Annotated in this window: 18 protein-coding genes, 2 tRNA genes, 1 pseudogene and 1 riboswitch; of the genes and pseudogenes, 15 read left to right on the forward strand and 6 right to left on the reverse strand. The window is 35.2% G+C overall.

Annotation, left to right across the window (positions count from 1 at the left end):
* The first annotated feature begins 9 nt into the window (after window positions 1-9).
* From rsmD to L323_RS26085, 3 genes are read left to right on the forward strand one after another with little or no spacing between them, the layout of a single operon-like run.
* Entirely contained in the window at window positions 10-564 is a 555-nt protein-coding gene (gene rsmD, locus L323_RS26075) for a 16S rRNA (guanine(966)-N(2))-methyltransferase RsmD (RefSeq protein ID WP_020814583.1), read from the forward strand.
* Window positions 565-583: 19 nt separating this feature from the next.
* On the forward strand, window positions 584-1,066 hold the full coding sequence (coaD, locus tag L323_RS26080; protein ID WP_020814584.1) for a pantetheine-phosphate adenylyltransferase: 483 nt from the start codon (window positions 584-586) through the stop codon (window positions 1,064-1,066).
* A gap of 18 nt (window positions 1,067-1,084) precedes the next feature.
* Window positions 1,085-1,522, forward strand: a complete 438-nt coding sequence (locus tag L323_RS26085; RefSeq protein WP_004617762.1) for an ATPase — start codon at window positions 1,085-1,087, stop codon at window positions 1,520-1,522.
* Here the strand turns inward: L323_RS26085 and ylbJ are convergent.
* Both ylbJ and L323_RS26095 read right to left on the reverse strand, forming a co-directional pair.
* Window positions 1,514-2,788, reverse strand: a complete 1,275-nt coding sequence (gene ylbJ / locus L323_RS26090; RefSeq protein ID WP_031341822.1) for a sporulation integral membrane protein YlbJ — start codon at window positions 2,786-2,788, stop codon at window positions 1,514-1,516. The two genes, L323_RS26085 and ylbJ, sit on opposite strands and share 9 nt — an antisense overlap.
* A 129-nt stretch (window positions 2,789-2,917) precedes the next feature.
* Window positions 2,918-3,982 (reverse strand): branched-chain amino acid aminotransferase, encoded by a 1,065-nt coding sequence (locus tag L323_RS26095; RefSeq protein WP_020814586.1) that lies wholly within the window; start codon window positions 3,980-3,982, stop codon window positions 2,918-2,920.
* A gap of 257 nt (window positions 3,983-4,239) precedes the next feature.
* On the opposite strand from L323_RS26095, the gene L323_RS26100 reads away from it, so the two are divergent.
* The 5 genes from L323_RS26100 (at window position 4,240) to L323_RS26115 (ending at window position 7,046) form a co-directional block, all read left to right on the forward strand.
* Entirely contained in the window at window positions 4,240-4,761 is a 522-nt protein-coding gene (locus L323_RS26100; protein ID WP_020814587.1) for an ECF transporter S component, read from the forward strand.
* A gap of 74 nt (window positions 4,762-4,835) precedes the next feature.
* A complete protein-coding gene (locus L323_RS26105; RefSeq protein WP_020814588.1) occupies window positions 4,836-5,987 on the forward strand; it encodes an aminotransferase class V-fold PLP-dependent enzyme in 1,152 nt (383 codons plus the stop codon).
* A 120-nt stretch (window positions 5,988-6,107) separates the two neighbouring features.
* Entirely contained in the window at window positions 6,108-6,278 is a 171-nt protein-coding gene (locus L323_RS41270; protein ID WP_020814589.1) for a hypothetical protein, read from the forward strand.
* Window positions 6,279-6,629: 351 nt separating this feature from the next.
* Window positions 6,630-6,860 (forward strand): hypothetical protein, encoded by a 231-nt coding sequence (locus tag L323_RS26110; protein ID WP_020814591.1) that lies wholly within the window; start codon window positions 6,630-6,632, stop codon window positions 6,858-6,860.
* Between the two features lie 108 nt (window positions 6,861-6,968).
* Window positions 6,969-7,046 (forward strand) — tRNA-Pro (locus L323_RS26115).
* A 114-nt stretch (window positions 7,047-7,160) separates the two neighbouring features.
* Here the strand turns inward: L323_RS26115 and L323_RS26120 are convergent.
* Window positions 7,161-8,594, reverse strand: coding sequence for an alanine/glycine:cation symporter family protein (locus L323_RS26120; protein ID WP_020814592.1), 1,434 nt, complete (start codon window positions 8,592-8,594; stop codon window positions 7,161-7,163).
* Between the two features lie 86 nt (window positions 8,595-8,680).
* Window positions 8,681-8,778: riboswitch (glycine riboswitch) on the reverse strand.
* 249 nt (window positions 8,779-9,027) lie between these two features.
* Here L323_RS26120 and crcB point away from each other — a divergent pair.
* On the forward strand, window positions 9,028-9,408 hold the full coding sequence (gene crcB / locus L323_RS26125) for a fluoride efflux transporter CrcB (protein WP_020814593.1): 381 nt from the start codon (window positions 9,028-9,030) through the stop codon (window positions 9,406-9,408).
* A 7-nt stretch (window positions 9,409-9,415) separates the two neighbouring features.
* Here crcB and L323_RS26130 read toward each other — a convergent pair whose 3' ends face one another.
* Window positions 9,416-10,147 (reverse strand): NAD-dependent protein deacylase, encoded by a 732-nt coding sequence (locus tag L323_RS26130; RefSeq protein WP_020814594.1) that lies wholly within the window; start codon window positions 10,145-10,147, stop codon window positions 9,416-9,418.
* Window positions 10,148-10,311: 164 nt separating this feature from the next.
* On the opposite strand from L323_RS26130, the pseudogene L323_RS26135 reads away from it, so the two are divergent.
* A pseudogene (locus L323_RS26135) lies at window positions 10,312-11,060 on the forward strand (AAA family ATPase).
* 11 nt (window positions 11,061-11,071) lie between these two features.
* Here L323_RS26135 and L323_RS26140 read toward each other — a convergent pair.
* The gene (locus L323_RS26140; RefSeq protein WP_020814595.1) at window positions 11,072-11,551 is read right to left on the reverse strand and encodes an acyl-CoA thioesterase; all 480 of its coding nucleotides are present in this window, start codon (window positions 11,549-11,551) and stop codon (window positions 11,072-11,074) included.
* Window positions 11,552-11,785: 234 nt separating this feature from the next.
* Here L323_RS26140 and rbr point away from each other — a divergent pair, with 234 nt between their 5' ends.
* The 4 genes from rbr to L323_RS26160 all read left to right on the forward strand — a co-directional run bounded on the left by rbr (window position 11,786) and on the right by L323_RS26160 (window position 13,842).
* Window positions 11,786-12,325: a rubrerythrin gene (gene rbr, locus L323_RS26145; protein WP_020814596.1), complete on the forward strand. Its 540-nt coding sequence runs from the start codon at window positions 11,786-11,788 to the stop codon at window positions 12,323-12,325.
* An 84-nt stretch (window positions 12,326-12,409) separates the two neighbouring features.
* The gene (locus L323_RS26150; protein ID WP_020814597.1) at window positions 12,410-12,811 is read left to right on the forward strand and encodes a hypothetical protein; all 402 of its coding nucleotides are present in this window, start codon (window positions 12,410-12,412) and stop codon (window positions 12,809-12,811) included.
* 124 nt (window positions 12,812-12,935) lie between these two features.
* Window positions 12,936-13,556, forward strand: coding sequence for a cyclase family protein (locus tag L323_RS26155; protein ID WP_020814598.1), 621 nt, complete (start codon window positions 12,936-12,938; stop codon window positions 13,554-13,556).
* A gap of 37 nt (window positions 13,557-13,593) precedes the next feature.
* Complete coding sequence (locus tag L323_RS26160) at window positions 13,594-13,842, forward strand: GIY-YIG nuclease family protein (protein ID WP_020814599.1); 249 nt, start codon at window positions 13,594-13,596, stop codon at window positions 13,840-13,842.
* A gap of 53 nt (window positions 13,843-13,895) precedes the next feature.
* Here L323_RS26160 and L323_RS26165 read toward each other — a convergent pair.
* Window positions 13,896-13,971: transfer RNA gene (locus tag L323_RS26165), tRNA-Lys, on the reverse strand.
* 981 nt (window positions 13,972-14,952) lie between these two features.
* Between L323_RS26165 and L323_RS26170 the strand changes: the two genes are divergently transcribed.
* A complete protein-coding gene (locus L323_RS26170; RefSeq protein WP_020814600.1) occupies window positions 14,953-15,591 on the forward strand; it encodes a glycoside hydrolase family 11 protein in 639 nt (212 codons plus the stop codon).
* Window positions 15,592-15,876: the final 285 nt, after the last annotated feature.

Raw genomic sequence — 15,876 nt, forward strand, 5'->3', positions numbered from 1 at the left:
GTGATTAGCATGCTGAGAGTAATTTCAGGAAGTGCCAAAGGTTTAAAGTTATTTACTTTGGAAGGGATGAACACAAGGCCCACTACAGACAGGGTGAAAGAAAATCTATTTAATATAATATTGCCGTATATACCCGGGTCAAATGTACTGGATTTGTTCGCCGGAACCGGAAGTCTCGGAATTGAAGCGTTGAGTAGAGGTGCAAACAGTGCTGTATTTTGTGACCGGAGTGAACAAAGTGCAGACATTATAAATAGAAACCTACAGCATACAAAATTAATGGATAAATCGCAGTTTTTTTTGGGAGAAGCACAATTAATACTGAAAAAACTCTCCCAACTAAGTAAAAAGTTTGATATAATTTTTTTAGACCCTCCATATAAAAAGGAAATTGTACCGGGAATTTTACAAGATCTTGAAAACTATGGAGTGCTGGATGAAAAAGTTTTAATATCTGTCGAAACAGATATAGAAGATCAGCTGCCTCAGCAAATAGGAACACTTTGTGTATCCAGGCAGCAGATTTACGGAAAAACTAAATTAACTTTTTACAAAAGAATATAAATTTCAAGGATGATAAAATATGAACACATTTATATATCCCGGAAGTTTTGATCCTGTTACAAACGGTCATTTAGATATAATTGAGAGAGCTTCAAAAATTTGTGACAAACTTATTGTTGCAGTGTTAATTAACCATAGTAAAAATCCTCTCTTTACTATTGAAGAACGGGTTAGCTTATTAAAAAAGGTAGTTAAGGATAGTACGAATATTGAAATTGAATGTTTTTCAGGATTACTGGTTGACTTTGTAAAGGAAAAAAACGCTAATGTAATAATTAAAGGCCTGCGGGCTGTATCGGATTTTGAGTATGAGCTGCAGATGGCATTGTTGAATAAAAATCAGGCGCCTGACATTGAAACACTTTTTATGATGTCAAATATAAACTATTCTTTTCTAAGCTCAAGTATGGTAAAAGAGCTTGCCAGACATGGAGGAAATATAAGTGGCCTGGTACCTGAATGTATAGAAAAAGACATTATTGATAAATTTAAACTCAAATAACCCGGGGAGGTTTATGATATGGAAATTTTAACTATACTGGAAACATTGGAGGAACTCGTTGAGAAAAGTCCAAGTGTACCGTTTTCAGGAAAATGTCTTCTGGATAGGGAAGAAATTCTTGAAATAATTAAAGAGATGAGGCTCAAACTACCAGACGATATAAAGCAGGCAAAATGGGTTAAAGAAGAACGCCAGAGGATTTTGCTGGAAGCGCAGAGGGAAGCAAACAATATAATGAAGGATGCTGAAAATAAAATCGCATCTCTTGTTGACGAGCATGAAATAACCAAAAAAGCTTATGAACAATCCAATGAAATCATTGCAGCTGCACAGAAAAATGCCAGAGAAGTGCGGTTAGGTGCCAGAGAGTACGCCGACGGTGTTCTAAATAAAGTCGAGGATATACTGTCTGAAGCTGCTGAGGTTATCAGGACCAACAGGGAAGAATTAAAATAAGTTTTTCCTTGACACAAAAGTAGTTATACATATATAAATAACGGAAATCAACAGCATTATTACTGATATTAATAAGACAGAGTGAAGAGAGGATTGTAATATGCTTTTCCAGTTGTCGGAAAATACCTTTTCTGAATTAGCAAATACAGAAGATGTTTTATGAATGAAGCTGCTGAATAATTTATAACCTATAAAAGTATATATGCATGAAATAATCCCTTGGAGGGCTTTGCCTATTATATACGGCTTTGGGCTTATATCGGAGCCGTTTATTACGCTTAAAACCTGAGCATGTACCGAAAGTCCTGCCCAACCTATTATCAGGCTGACCGTACATAGTTTAATAATCAAGTCTACATTTGCTAAGTTAATAAAGCTTGCACCGGTAGTTATTTCAAAGAAGCCGCAAAAAATTCCTTCTAAAATTTGCCGCCCCAGACCAAATTTATCGAGCAAAGCAGGGGCTCTACTGCATACCCACCCGCTAAATCCGCTTGAAATCAGAATATTAATTAAAACTGAAAAAAATATGATGAACCCTCCTATAGTTAAAATAGTTGATATAGAGTTCTTTACACATTCACCAAAAAGAGTGTATGGATTTATATCGGAGTTTTTCAGCTTTTTAAGTTCAATTCTAATTTTTTGTGACAACTTTAAATAAGGCTTTTTAGGACTTTTCTCAGAGCTTTTGTAGTATCTGAAAATAAACCCTACTGTAAGGCAAGCAGCAACATGACTGAAATATAGAAGGTAACCTGCTGCCGGCATACTGAACATTCCCACGGCTACAGCTCCCATAATAAACAGGGGGCCTGAATTATTAGTGAAGGTCAGAAGTCTCTCGGCCTCAGTTTTAGATATTAGGTTCTGCCTTTTCAAATCACTTGTAATAGAAGCACCTATTGGGTAGCCACTTACAATTCCCATAGCAAGTGCAAAAGAACCGCATCCAGGTATATTGAAAATCGGCCGCATTATCGGTTCCATTATAATACCTGCAAATCCAATGAATCCTGAGCGGTTTAACAATTGAGAAGCAACGAAAAATGGAAAAAGTGATGGAAAAACGACCTCCAACCATAGATGGATACCTTTTGAAGCTGATGAAACAGCCGTCTTTGGAAAAACTATCAGAGCTATAATAAATAATGCAGCACAAAGGGGTAGAAAGCTCTTTTTGATATATTTAAAAATTTTACTTTTATTACAAAGATAGAAAGTTAGAGCAAAAGCAATAAATGATGAAAATAAAAAATAATTCATTTCTATTTGATACCGCACTTATTAGAATATCCTTTTCTAATATATACCTGTACCATTTATATTATAACTTCAAATTAAAAAGCCGTAGTTTTCATGGGTCGAAAACTACAGCTTTTCTAAGCAATAATATTATTTAACTATCTGTGTCCAGCCAAAAGTGTCTTCAAGTTCACCGCTTTGAATTCCGGTGATTGTATCGTATACCTGTTGCGCTACAGGTCCTATTTTTCCATTGTTTATATTAATAACATTTCCGTCCCAGTTGAATTCACCTATAGGTGAAATAACAGCCGCAGTACCGGTACCGAATGCCTCATCCAGTTTTCCTTCTGCATGTGCATCATATAGTTCCTGAATTGATACTCTGCGTTCAGTAACTTTTATACCTGATTTTCTCAGCATTTCTATAGTTGACATACGAGTAATACCCGGTAGAATTGAGCCTTCAAGGGATGGAGTAATAACTTCTCCATCTATCTTGAAGAATACATTCATTGTTCCTACTTCTTCTATATATTTCTTCTCAATACCGTCCAGCCAAAGAACCTGAGTATATCCGGAATGTTTAGCTTCAACCTGTGCTTTAAGGCTTGATGCATAGTTGGCAACTGTTTTTGCAAAACCGAGTCCGCCCTTAACTGCACGTACATAGTTGCTTTCAACATATATTTTTACAGGATTTATGCCTTCCTTGTAATAAGCCCCAACAGGTGAAAGAATGATTATAAACTTGTAAGTATCAGAAGGCCTTACACCAAGGAATGGATCTGTTGCAATTATAAATGGACGTATGTACAAAGATGTACCCGGAGCATCCGGAATCCAGTCTGAATCAACATTAACTAGTTCTTTAATAGCTTGTACACCAAAGTCCTCATCAATTCTAGGTATTACAAGGCGCTCGTTTGAACTGTTAACTCTTGCCATATTTTTATCAGGTCTGAAAAGAAGAATATGACCGTTTTTAGCTTTATATGCTTTTAAACCTTCAAAAATAGCTTGACCATAATGAAGAACCATTGAAGCCGGGTCCATTTCTAAAGGAGCATATGGCACTATTCTCGGGTCATGCCAGCCTTTTCCTTCAGTATAATCCATAATGAACATATGGTCTGTAAAATATGTTCCAAATCCTAAATTGTTCTGATCCGGTTTTTGTTTAGGATTTGTAGTTTTGGTAATAGAAATATTCATTTTCGTATTACTCCCTTCTATATGATTTATTAAGCAAAATTTGATAATTTATAAGAAAGTATCAATCAATTTATGTGAAAATTCTAGATTTATTATGCTACTTTTCAATTGAAAAGTCTATAGAAAATGGGAATTTAGTTAAGCACATTGCTAAAATGATATTAATAAGCAGAATTTTGTGGTATATTTATACAATAATTCAATATATTATTCATTTCATACAATTAATTATATTATTATACAAAAGGGGGACATATATGAGAAATGACAAGATTGGAATGATTACAAGAACTGCGGTTCTTCTTGCTGTTGTAATTGTGGTGCAGATGGCCGGGAGAAGCCTTCCTTACAATAATTTTATAGTCGGCCCGTTGGTCAATATGTGTGTTTTAGTAGCTGCAATAACTGCCGGAATTGGAGGTGGGGTAGCAATTGCCGTATTATCTCCGTTTACCTCACTGATAAATAACCACGCTCCGCTGGCAGCCGCACTACTTTTGTATGCTCCTGTAATTTCAGTAGCAAACCTTATATTGGTAATTGTATTTTACTTACTATATAATAAAAACAAATATGCAGGCGTTGTTTTGGGTTCTATTTTAAAGTTCGGATTTTTGTACGGTTCAATTAATTTGTTCCTGAATATATTTCAATTCCCAAAGTTTGCTCAAAGACTTTTAGCTATGTTCAGCTGGCCACAGCTTGTAACTGCCTTGATAGGAGGATTTATTGCAATCCCGGTAATCATGAGGATGAGGAAGGCCATAAAGAATATATAGAATAAAAGAAATAGAACTAAAGGGTTAATGCTTTCATACATTATAATAAACCGCCAAAATAGTTGAGGTATATTATGATTTATATGGATAATGCTGCTACTTCCTTTCCGAAACCTGAAGCTGTATATATTGAAATGGACAAATGTCAGAGAACTTACTGTGCCAATCCGGGCAGAGGAAGTCATACAATGTCTGTTGCCAGTGCTACAACTGTGGCTACTACCCGTGAACGGATAGCAAACCTGTTAAAAATAGAGGACAGTCTTAATATAAGTTTTACAAAAAATGCAACAGAGGCTTTAAATATAGCAATTTGCGGAAGTCTTTCACCCGGTGATCATGTAATTACGACCTGTATGGAGCATAATTCAGTGATAAGGCCATTAAAAACACTTGAAAAATATGGGGGAGTAAAACTTTCTATCGTCGGTGCTGACAGTCTTGGACGTATTGATCCGCAGGATATACGGAAAAGTATAAATAAAAGAACAAGATTGATTGTATGTACGCTTTCTTCAAACGTTAACGGTATAATTATGCCTGTTGAGGAGATTGGCAAAATAGCACGGAATAATGGCATAAAGTATCTGATAGATGCATCGCAGGGATTGGGTAGTATAGAACTTGATATAAACCGGGTTCATGCAGATATGGTTGCGTTTCCCGGACATAAAGGACTTCTTGGCCCTCAGGGGACAGGTGGATTATATGTTTCACCTCATATAAGGATGAAGCCGCTAATGAGAGGCGGTACAGGCAGTAGTTCAGAACTGCTGTATCAGCCTGAAATAATGCCAGATAAACTTGAAAGCGGAACTCTTAATACACCGGGTATAGCAGGACTTGGGGCGGGTGTGGAGTTTATTCAAAAAAACGGTATTGATAAAATTCGTAAAAAAAAGGATGAACTAACCGTCAGACTTTTTGATGGAATATGCCGTATTAATAATATAAAGATGTTCAGCCCTGAAAATGCTGAAGAAAACAGTGGGATAGTAGCTTTTAACTTTGAGGGAATGGATTCTACTGAAGTCAGCTATCAGCTTGACAAACAGTATAAAATTGAATGTAGAGCAGGTCTCCACTGTGCTCCATTGGCACATTCACATTTTAAAACAGTAAATTCCGGAATTGTTAGATTGAGTGTAGGATGTTTTAACACAAATACTGAAGTTGATTTTGTAATACAATCAATAAATTTGATTGCAAAAGGTTATCAAAATTAATGAAATTGATTCAAACATTAAAAAAATTAATAATTGAATCAAAATAATTAAAATATTATAGACAAAAGTGTATGTATAGGTGTATAATTTACATATAATAAAGACGGAGGTAAAAAGTATATGGATGATAAAACCAAAAGAATTATAACTATAATTGTAGCGATATTTTTGCTGATAATGGCTATTAGCATAGTAGGGTTCATACTAAAACAATTAATACCATTAGCAATCCTTGTTATTGCTGGATATATAGTTTATAGATTAATTACTAAAAAGGGTCAACGCTATTAACCTTGTGTATTTCAAATGGATACTACTCAGACTTTAGCCTTGTTATTATTAGAGGCTATTTTTTTGTTATAAAATGCCGATATATTATCTGGAGTATTTTGGGTAAGGCGGTTTTAAAATGATACATAAGGTTTTGAGAATTTATCCCGTTACTAGGGTGCACAGAAATAAAAACAGGACATTTAATAATGTTAAAACAAAGCGTAAGAGTAATGTAAATTTCAAAATTACATTAAAGCTGGTTAATAAGAAATAATCGACCATAATTTACATACATTTATTTCCAGTTACATTTATTGCCCATATTGTGGTATACTAGTATTTCATACAAGACTTGAAGGGATGAATAATATGGTAGAATTCTGCAAATGTGGGTCAATGATTATTAATGGAAGTTGTAGTAACAAACATTGTAGTACAAATTTGAGCAAGCTTTTACAAGCTAAAGCCAAAAAGGCAGGGCGTGCTAAAACCACAACAGCTGCTGCTGTGATTAATACAACACCAAAGATTACTAAAGCACCAAAAGCTTCCAAATGTATTACGTATCATATAAGTGAATTACAACCAAAAGAGGAATAGAAAAAGCCGGATTGCTAATATGCATTTCCGGTTTTTTTCTTGTATACAAATAATATTGTTTAGTCTTTACATTCTAAATTTAGTGTGCTATAATTAATTTCGCGTTATCGGGATGTAGCTCAGTTTGGCTAGAGTGCTTGCTTGGGGTGCAAGAGGTCGCGTGTTCAAGTCACGTCATTCCGACCATAAAAAACAGCTTTCAATATTTTGAAAGCTGTTTTTTATATGTCAACTAAGTTTTATAAATCGCTAGCTACTTTTTAGTAGTTTTGAGACACTCCTTGTTTTGCTGAAATAAAATCATAAATTAACTAAGCTTTTTTCCTTTATCTTATCAAAATATTTTTTTGTTTCCGCTGCAACGACACCATTTAATGCTATCAGTGCAATCAGGTTTGGAAAGGCCATCAAGCCGTTGAAAATATCTGATATATTCCAAACGATCTCTATTGTCATAAAGGGGCCTGCAAAAACAGCCAGAATGTATAGCCAACGGAAAACTTTAACTGCCTTCATATTACCGTTTGTCAGATATTCCATACAACGTTCGCTGTAATAGTTCCAGCCGATAATTGTTGTAAAGGCAAAGAACACCAGGCTTATCATCAGAATAAAGGAACCCAGTGTTGGTGCAAAACCAAAACCTGCTTTAAATGCGTTCTGTGTTACAGCAGCACCTTTAAGACCTATGTTCCATGAACCTGTGGTTATAATACAGAGACCTGTCATTGTACATATTACAATTGTATCAACAAAAGTACCAGTCATTGAAACCAGACCCTGACGTACGGGTTCATGTGTTTGAGCGGCAGCAGCTGCAATAGGGGCGCTTCCTAAACCGGATTCGTTTGAGAAAATACCGCGGGCAATACCCATTCTCATGGAATTAAGCATTGAACTTATTCCGACACCTATTGCTCCGCCACCCACAGCTTTGAGCCCGAATGCACCTTGAAAAACCTGAACAAAAGCATTGGGAATAGCCTTTATATTTACAAAAACAACTATTAGTGTAGCTATAACATAAAAAATTGCCATAAAAGGAACTATGATCTCCGAAACGCTTGCAATTCTTTTTAAACCACCGATAATAACCAATCCTGCACACAAAGTAACAATAACAGCAGTTAATACTATTGACCACGAATAACTTCTTCCCAGAATAGATATTGTATGCAAATTTTTTGGATCAAAATAATTATGTACTGCATCAGAAATACCATTAATTTGCACAAAGGTTCCAATACCCATGAGTCCGGCAGCTGCTCCGAAAAATGAGAAAGCCTTTGCAAGCCAGCCCCATTTCTTACCCATACCGTTTCGTATGTAGTAGAATGGCCCGCCTAAAACGTGTCCGTTTTCATCAATGGTACGGTATTTTATAGCCAGAAGTCCTTCTGTATACTTTGTAGCCATACCGAAAAACGCTGCGATCCACATCCAGAATAAAGCGCCGGGTCCGCCTGCAACGATTGCAGTTGCAACACCTACGATATTTCCTGTACCGATTGTGGCAGAAAGTGCTGTACAAAGCGCGCCAAAGCTGGATACTTCACCTTTCCCGCCTTCTTCATTCTTAACCATATACTTTAGAGCACGGGGCAGATGCCTGACTTGCAGCATACCGGTTCTTACTGTGAGTAAAATTCCAACGAGCAGTACTAAGATAATTAATGGTAATCCCCAAACAATACCGTCAAACCAAGAAATGAAACTGCTGATTCTTTCTAACATTATTTTTAACCTATCCCTTCTTGAAATTTTTGAAAAACAAAAAAGCCAAAACGAATGTTTTGGCTCTCCAAGAGAAAGACGTTAAGCTATAAAGCTCTGTCCTTTTGCCTGAGAGACCGGCAATGAAAAAACCACTGCCTTGCACCTTCGGCGCCCATACCTGGGACTCTCCAGAGAGCTGTAAATGCATAAAAAGTCGAATTTATGCATAAACACGCATAAATAATTTATCATATCTTTGGAAATAGTGCAATTATGTAATTGCAAATATTATCTGGAAATTTAAACAATCTATTTAAATAGAATTTGAGTATAAACATCACATGTTATATAATAATAAAACATTCAAATTTTGTTTAAACCTGAGAGAGCATTTATTTTGGGTTCTCATTTGTTTTTAATTTTTGTAATATTTTAAGAAGGGGATTTTTAAATGAACGCATTAGTTGTTGGACTTGGAGGGTTCATTGGAGCGGCGTCAAGATATTATATATCAACTTTAGTAAATAAGATTAATACAAGTGGTTTTCCCATTGCTACTTTAATCATTAATATACTGGGTTCATTTTTGATAGGATTATTAACACAGTTGCTAATGGGTTTGTGTCCTGATAATAAAAAAATGCAGTTGTTTTTAACTACCGGCATTTTAGGTGGGTTTACAACATTTTCAACCTTTAGTCTGGAAACAGTTAACCTTTTTCAGGACGGAAAAGTAGTCTTCGGCGTGGCAAATGTTATTTTAAGCGTAGCATTTTGCCTTACAGGAGTTGTATTAGGCAAAATGCTTGCTAAAACAATTGCGAGTATATAACTATTTGTTAAATAGATTTCACAGCATTCTCAAGGACTTTTCCCACTGAATCATTTATTACAAGGTCAGCTCTGGAATCATAGGGAGTAGGGCTTTTATTAACAAGAATGAGTTTTTTACCTCTAAAGTAATCTATAAGTCCTGCTGCAGGATAAACAACCAGTGAGGTTCCGCCAATAATAAGAACGTCGGCATTCCTTATTGCATTTATGGCCCCGCTTACCACATCTTCATCCAGGGCCTCCTCATACAGAACAACATCAGGCTTGACAATGCTGTTGCATTTCATACAACGGGGGGTACCTTTTGCATTAAATATATAATCCAAATCGTAAAAAGTTCTGCATTCGGTACAATAATTTCTGTGAACCGAGCCATGCAACTCATAAACATTTTTACTGCCAGCCAGTTGGTGGAGACCATCTATATTCTGTGTTACAACAGCTTTAAGTCTGCCGGATTCTTCAAGTTTTGCAAGAGCTAAATGTCCTGCATTTGGTTTAGCCTCTCTGCATATCATTTTAGTTTTATAGTATTTGAAAAACTCATCGGTATGTGATACAAAGAAACTGTGTGAAAGCATTGTTTCAGGTGAGTATTGTGAGCCGTCAGATGTCATGTAAAGACCATTTTCGGAACGGAAATCAGGTATACCCGATTCGGTACTCATTCCTGCTCCTCCAAAAAATACAATGCTGCCGGCATTTTTTAAGATATCAGTCAATAGTTCAATATTCATAAAAACATCTCCGTCTTTGATTATATAATTTATTATTACATATTTTCCTAAATAATCAAAGGTTACCGGATAAAATAAATAGAACTAATGTTCTTGATAAATTAAAGATACATATATATAATGGAAATTAATGAGACACTTTAAGAATTTATGGAGGATGAAGGATGTCAAACCTGTTCAATAATCTATATGTTAGGGAAATTAAGCTAAGAAAAGACGTTTCATTCGATGAAAGCTATATTTTTTCTCTTCCGGTTATCAGGAAACTTGGAACTTTGAGTATAAATAAGAAGGTTACCTTTTTTGTGGGTGAAAACGGTACCGGAAAATCAACTTTACTTGAGGCTATTGCCGTAAATCTGGGATTTAATCCTGAGGGTGGTTCCAGAAATTTTAATTTTTCTTCGGTAGAAACACATTCTACTTTATATAAAAATCTTATAGTTGCAAAAGGGGTGAAGAGCCCTAAGGATGGGTTTTTCCTGAGAGCGGAAAGCTTTTATAATGTTGCAAGTGAAGTTGACAGGCTTGATAAGGCTGCACCAAACTCATTCATACATATGGAGGGAAATCTCTGCATAACCAGTCACATGGAGAAAGCTTCATGTCACTGGTATTGAACAGGTTTGGCGGAAACAGCCTGTATGTACTCGATGAACCCGAGGCTGCACTATCCCCGACCAGACAGATGACACTGATGGTTCGTATAAATGAGCTTGTGAAGCAAAACTGTCAGTTTATTATAGCGACTCATTCACCTATTTTGTTGGCCTATCCGGATGCAGACATTTTCACATTAGATGAGAATGGGATCAAGCTGACTCAATATGAGGAAACAGAGCATTATATTGTAACCAGACAATTCCTCAACAATCCCCAAAAAATGATCAGGTATTTATTTGATTCAGATTAAACATTGCTTTCTCAGAACTCTTCACGGCGTCTTTGCTTTCTTAATTCACAGCGCTTTCTGGCGGCTTCCCACTCTGTTTTCTCTTCTTCAGTTTCCAGTATTATTCCCGGGACAGGAACGGGGAGGTCTTTTTTATCCAATGCAACAAGAACCAGATATGCCCTGTTTATCATACGACGGGTTCCGTTAAGTTCTTCAACAAAGGTATCTACCCTTACTTCCATTGACGTATTTCCTACATAAGTAATCTGTCCCAGTAAAAATATAGTACTATTAACGTAGGCAGGTGCTTTAAACTGTAAATTGTCTATGGATGCTGTAGTAACGTTACAGCCGGAATGTCTTCTGGCAACAACAGCTGCAACAACATCAATCCATTCCATTAGCTTGCCGCCAAAAAGGCGGTTAAAACCATTTATATGTTCAGGCATTAATATTTGAATTTGTTCAGTTCTGGAATCAGATACTTTTTTTCTAATTGATTTATCCATGATAATCAACCTCCTATGCTATATCTATTATTAATAATATTAAACAATGTCTTTTTCTTAACATTATAACTCATATAAGCAAACATAGTATTGGCATAATTCATTAAAATTACCTTTGTGTGATATAATTTATCATGAGTTTTTTTCTGAAAATGTTGGTTTCAAATTCAGAAAACTGTGGTATAACATTATTAAATCTATTATTATTTTTAATTAAACAGGAGGTAACTTCAATTGAGTAATTTAAAGGGAACTAAGACAGAAGCAAACCTTATGGCTGCATTTGCAGGCGAATCACAGGCAAGAAACAAGTATACATACTATGCATCAAAAGCAAAAAAAGAGGGTTACGAGCAAATAGCTGCATTATTTACTGAAACAGCGAATAATGAAAAAGAGCACGCTAAAATATGGTTTAAACTTTTGCATGATGGCATAGGTGATACTGCTTCTAATCTCAAGGATGCTGCAAACGGTGAGCATTATGAATGGACTGATATGTATGCACAATTCGCCAAAGAGGCAAAAGAAGAAGGTTTTGACAAGATAGCATATCTTTTTGAAGCTGTAGCAAAAATTGAAAAAGAACATGAGGAGAGATATTTAGCTCTTTTGAAGAATGTTGAAGGTAATGCCGTATTTATCAAAGGTGAAAAAGTAATATGGCAGTGTGCAAACTGCGGACACATTCATGTAGGAGAAAAAGCTCCTCAAGTATGCCCTGTATGCGACCATCCTCAAGCATACTTTCAAATGCTCGCAAAGAATTATTAATTAGCATTAATTACTACCTTGAACAATTAATATTAAAATAATAATGGTGAAAAATAAGAAATAAATACTTTGAGGTGATTATATTTGAAACGTATTTTATCTTATTTATTAGCCATTATGTTATTGCTGCCGGGCTTTATAAACTACAAGGTCTTAAAAGGCGGAAGTATAGATGTTGCAAATAGGCAAATTAACCTCCAAGCTCAGACTGACGGAGGAATAGAAATAGTTGCAAGAAGACCGTATATTAGACGCGGAGAAATAGGGTTACTTGCAATAAAGGCTACACACGGCTCTAATTGTAGAATTATTGCATCTTATAAAATCAACGGGAGAGATTATTCTTCTGTAAGAAATTTAGTTGCAGGTAAGGATGGAAATCTTTTATGTACTTGGAAGGTGGACGAAAAAACAGATACCGGGACATATAATATAGAGATTACCTGCGGCGCAAGCAGGCTTGTGACCACTTACAGTGTACAATAAGTCAGACAAGGCTTCGTTCGGCTGGTTTTAAACCGGCTGAATGAAGCCTTTTGTTATTACTTTTGCCTAAGTTCAAAAAAACTGTATAATTAATATATACTATAAAAATATTAGGAAGTAAAATATGAAACTAATAGATTTATCTCGTGATATATTTAACAATATGCCTGTTTATCCCGGCGATGAGGTTGTGAGATTAAAACAAACCCATGAATTTTCCAAAGACCAGTATAATAATCATAGTCTGAAAACAGGGATGCACATTGGAACTCATGTTGACGGAGCAATGCACATTACTGATGTTTGCGAATATATATGTAACTATCCTCTGGAAAATTTTTATGGCCCCGCTTGCGTAATACATACATACGGTAAAAGCGTTTTAGAAGCTGACAACAGTCATTTGGAAGTTTTGAAAGATAAGAGAATAGTGCTGGTTCATACCGGAATGGATGCATTTTATGGACGGGAAACCTATTATAGTAATCATCCTGTACTAGGTATGTCATTTTGCAAAATTCTGGTAAACCATGGAATCAAATTAGTAGGAATGGATACTCCTTCACCTGACAGATTTCCTTTTGAAATACACAAATATTTGCTCGGCAATGGTATTCTGCTGCTTGAGAATCTTACTAATCTGGACAAAATTCCGGCAGGTTTGGATTTTGAATTAATGGCATTTCCTTTAAAAATCAGAGCTGATTCCTGTATGGTGAGGGCAGTTGCAAAAATACTTGTATAAATCATTAAATATTTACATATCTGAGGTGTTTTAAAAAATGTATTACGTTTATGTTTTGCAATGTGCTGATAAGACACTGTATACAGGGTATACAGATGATTTACAAAAAAGAATTAAAGTTCATAACCGGGGCAAGGGTGCAAAATATACCAGGGCAAGACTCCCGGTGACACTTGTGTATTACGAAGAGGCTGAAACCAAATCTATGGCGTTATCGAGAGAATACAGAATTAAAAAAATGACCAGAAGGCAAAAAGAAACATTAATTTCGGCCCAAATGAATTAAATAAAACTATTTTTCACAAAAACAAAAACCGTTTGAACATTCAAACGGTTTTTTGGTGCGCCATCAGGGATTCGAACCCGGGACACCCTGATTAAGAGTCAGGTGCTCTACCAACTGAGCTAATGGCGCATATTTAATATTTAAGGGCTTACCTCGCCCGAACACTTTTATATTATAAGAGCAATATTTGATAATGTCAACAACAAAATACTTATTTATCTGAAAAAAATGTAGAATCCTTATTGTTGAGCCTTGGTAACAATATTTTCCACTTATACCACAATATTTTACAATAGATATTTACAAAAGTGTATAAAAATGATAATATATTTTAGTAGAATTATTACGTTAATTTATCACTTGGGAGGCGAAAAGTAAAATTAGTCCCATATAGCTAAATTACACAACGTATTGGAGTATTGTTTTAGTATTTTTTATCTTTTTCATCTAGGATACTATAATTCACAGTTTTTCATCCGCACACAATTATTTCCACAAAATAGCAACATTTTACATGAAATATATTTACAAATGTGTATAAAAGTGATAATATGATTTAGGAAAAAAAGTTCACGTTATTTTATACTTATGAGGTTGAGAGGGAATTGACACTCAATTAATGTTTATTCCAGATTCAACCTAAATGACAAAAATTTTCACTAAATAGCAAAAAAATACAACAAAAATATTTACAAAACTGTATAAATATGATAACATGATTTAGTAGAGTCATTACGTTAATTAGGAGGTGAGTAGATTTTATAGTTTCTTATTTACTCTACAGGTTATTTTATCTAGAAGTTATTACATCGTCATCTAAGTAATTATCTATATTTTCAGCATGTTATTGCACAATTCTACTAAACATATTTAACTAGTTCCCAACTACACAAAAAATACATTCTATATATTGCATCTTATTGTATTGTTACTAAATCCGGGGTTTTATTTATTAAAAACTTCTTTTTAGTGACTTTGTAATGGCTTAATTGTTATACAAATTTTTGTTTTAAGTGAAACGACCTTTCAAAAAGGGTTAAAAGAAAGATGGTATTCAACTAGTATGTAGGTAAGTAGTAAATAAAACTATATTTTTAGGAGGATTATAGTATGGGTAAGTTTAATAAAAAAGTTTTAGGATTAATTTTTGCAATTTCAATGAGTGTTACAAGCATGTTTGCAGGAACAACATATGCAGCAACTGATTACTGGCAGAACTGGACCGATGGTGGCGGAACAGTAAATGTAACTAATGGATCAGGTGGAAACTTCAGCGTTAATTGGTATAATTGCGGAAACTTCGTTGTTGGTAAAGGATGGAATTACGGAACTGCAAACAGAGTTTGTAACTACAATGCAGGTGTATTCTCACCTTCAGGTAATGGATATTTAAGTTTTTATGGATGGACAAGAAACTCACTTATTGAATACTATATCGTTGATACATGGGGAACTTACAGACCTACTGGTACATACAAGGGTTCTGTAACCAGTGACGGTGGTACTTATGACATATATACAACTCAGAGATATAATGCACCTTCCATTGACGGTACTCAGAGTTTTACTCAGTTCTGGAGCGTTAGACAATCAAAAAGACCAACAGGACAAAATGTTCAGATTAACTTCGCTAACCATGTTAATGCATGGAAAAGCAAAGGAATGAATCTTGGAAGCAGCTGGTCATATCAAGCATTGTGCGTAGAAGGATATCAAAGTAGCGGAAGTGCTAACGTAACAGTTTGGTAAAAAGGTCATTTGACCAATAAAGAATTATTATCCTTGGGTAGATAGGGTTCGCCGGTTATACCAACGGCTGCCTTAGGTATAATAAAAAATTACTTACCTACATATTAATTGAATATTATCTTTCAGAAGAGTAAAATGGAACAAGACATACGGTTCCTAAAAATTGGAGACAAGTGTATAAGTGTTCTACTCCAGTTAGATAGTCCGAAAGCGTTGGGGCCGTTTTTAGAAGAACGGCCTTCAATTTTAGCAGGGGCTGAATTTATAGGACTTTACGGTCTATAA

This window comes from Ruminiclostridium papyrosolvens C7 (assembly GCF_000421965.1).
Lineage (GTDB): Bacteria > Bacillota > Clostridia > Acetivibrionales > DSM-1351 > Ruminiclostridium > Ruminiclostridium papyrosolvens_A.

Excerpts from the sequence above, each read along its gene's own strand:
- L323_RS26130 (WP_020814594.1), bottom strand. The coding sequence starts at position 10,147 with ATGAATATTGAACTATTGACTGATATCTTAAAAAATGCCGGCAGCATT.
- crcB (WP_020814593.1), top strand. The coding sequence starts at position 9,028 with ATGAACGCATTAGTTGTTGGACTTGGAGGGTTCATTGGAGCGGCGTCA.
- L323_RS26160 (WP_020814599.1), top strand. The coding sequence starts at position 13,594 with ATGTATTACGTTTATGTTTTGCAATGTGCTGATAAGACACTGTATACA.
- L323_RS26140 (WP_020814595.1), bottom strand. The coding sequence starts at position 11,551 with ATGGATAAATCAATTAGAAAAAAAGTATCTGATTCCAGAACTGAACAA.
- L323_RS26095 (WP_020814586.1), bottom strand. The coding sequence starts at position 3,982 with ATGAATATTTCTATTACCAAAACTACAAATCCTAAACAAAAACCGGAT.
- L323_RS26120 (WP_020814592.1), bottom strand. The coding sequence starts at position 8,594 with ATGTTAGAAAGAATCAGCAGTTTCATTTCTTGGTTTGACGGTATTGTT.
- L323_RS41270 (WP_020814589.1), top strand. The coding sequence starts at position 6,108 with ATGGATGATAAAACCAAAAGAATTATAACTATAATTGTAGCGATATTT.
- L323_RS26100 (WP_020814587.1), top strand. The coding sequence starts at position 4,240 with ATGAGAAATGACAAGATTGGAATGATTACAAGAACTGCGGTTCTTCTT.
- ylbJ (WP_031341822.1), bottom strand. The coding sequence starts at position 2,788 with ATGAATTATTTTTTATTTTCATCATTTATTGCTTTTGCTCTAACTTTC.
- L323_RS26170 (WP_020814600.1), top strand. The coding sequence starts at position 14,953 with ATGGGTAAGTTTAATAAAAAAGTTTTAGGATTAATTTTTGCAATTTCA.
- L323_RS26110 (WP_020814591.1), top strand. The coding sequence starts at position 6,630 with ATGGTAGAATTCTGCAAATGTGGGTCAATGATTATTAATGGAAGTTGT.
- L323_RS26155 (WP_020814598.1), top strand. The coding sequence starts at position 12,936 with ATGAAACTAATAGATTTATCTCGTGATATATTTAACAATATGCCTGTT.
- L323_RS26105 (WP_020814588.1), top strand. The coding sequence starts at position 4,836 with ATGATTTATATGGATAATGCTGCTACTTCCTTTCCGAAACCTGAAGCT.
- rsmD (WP_020814583.1), top strand. The coding sequence starts at position 10 with ATGCTGAGAGTAATTTCAGGAAGTGCCAAAGGTTTAAAGTTATTTACT.
- coaD (WP_020814584.1), top strand. The coding sequence starts at position 584 with ATGAACACATTTATATATCCCGGAAGTTTTGATCCTGTTACAAACGGT.
- L323_RS26085 (WP_004617762.1), top strand. The coding sequence starts at position 1,085 with ATGGAAATTTTAACTATACTGGAAACATTGGAGGAACTCGTTGAGAAA.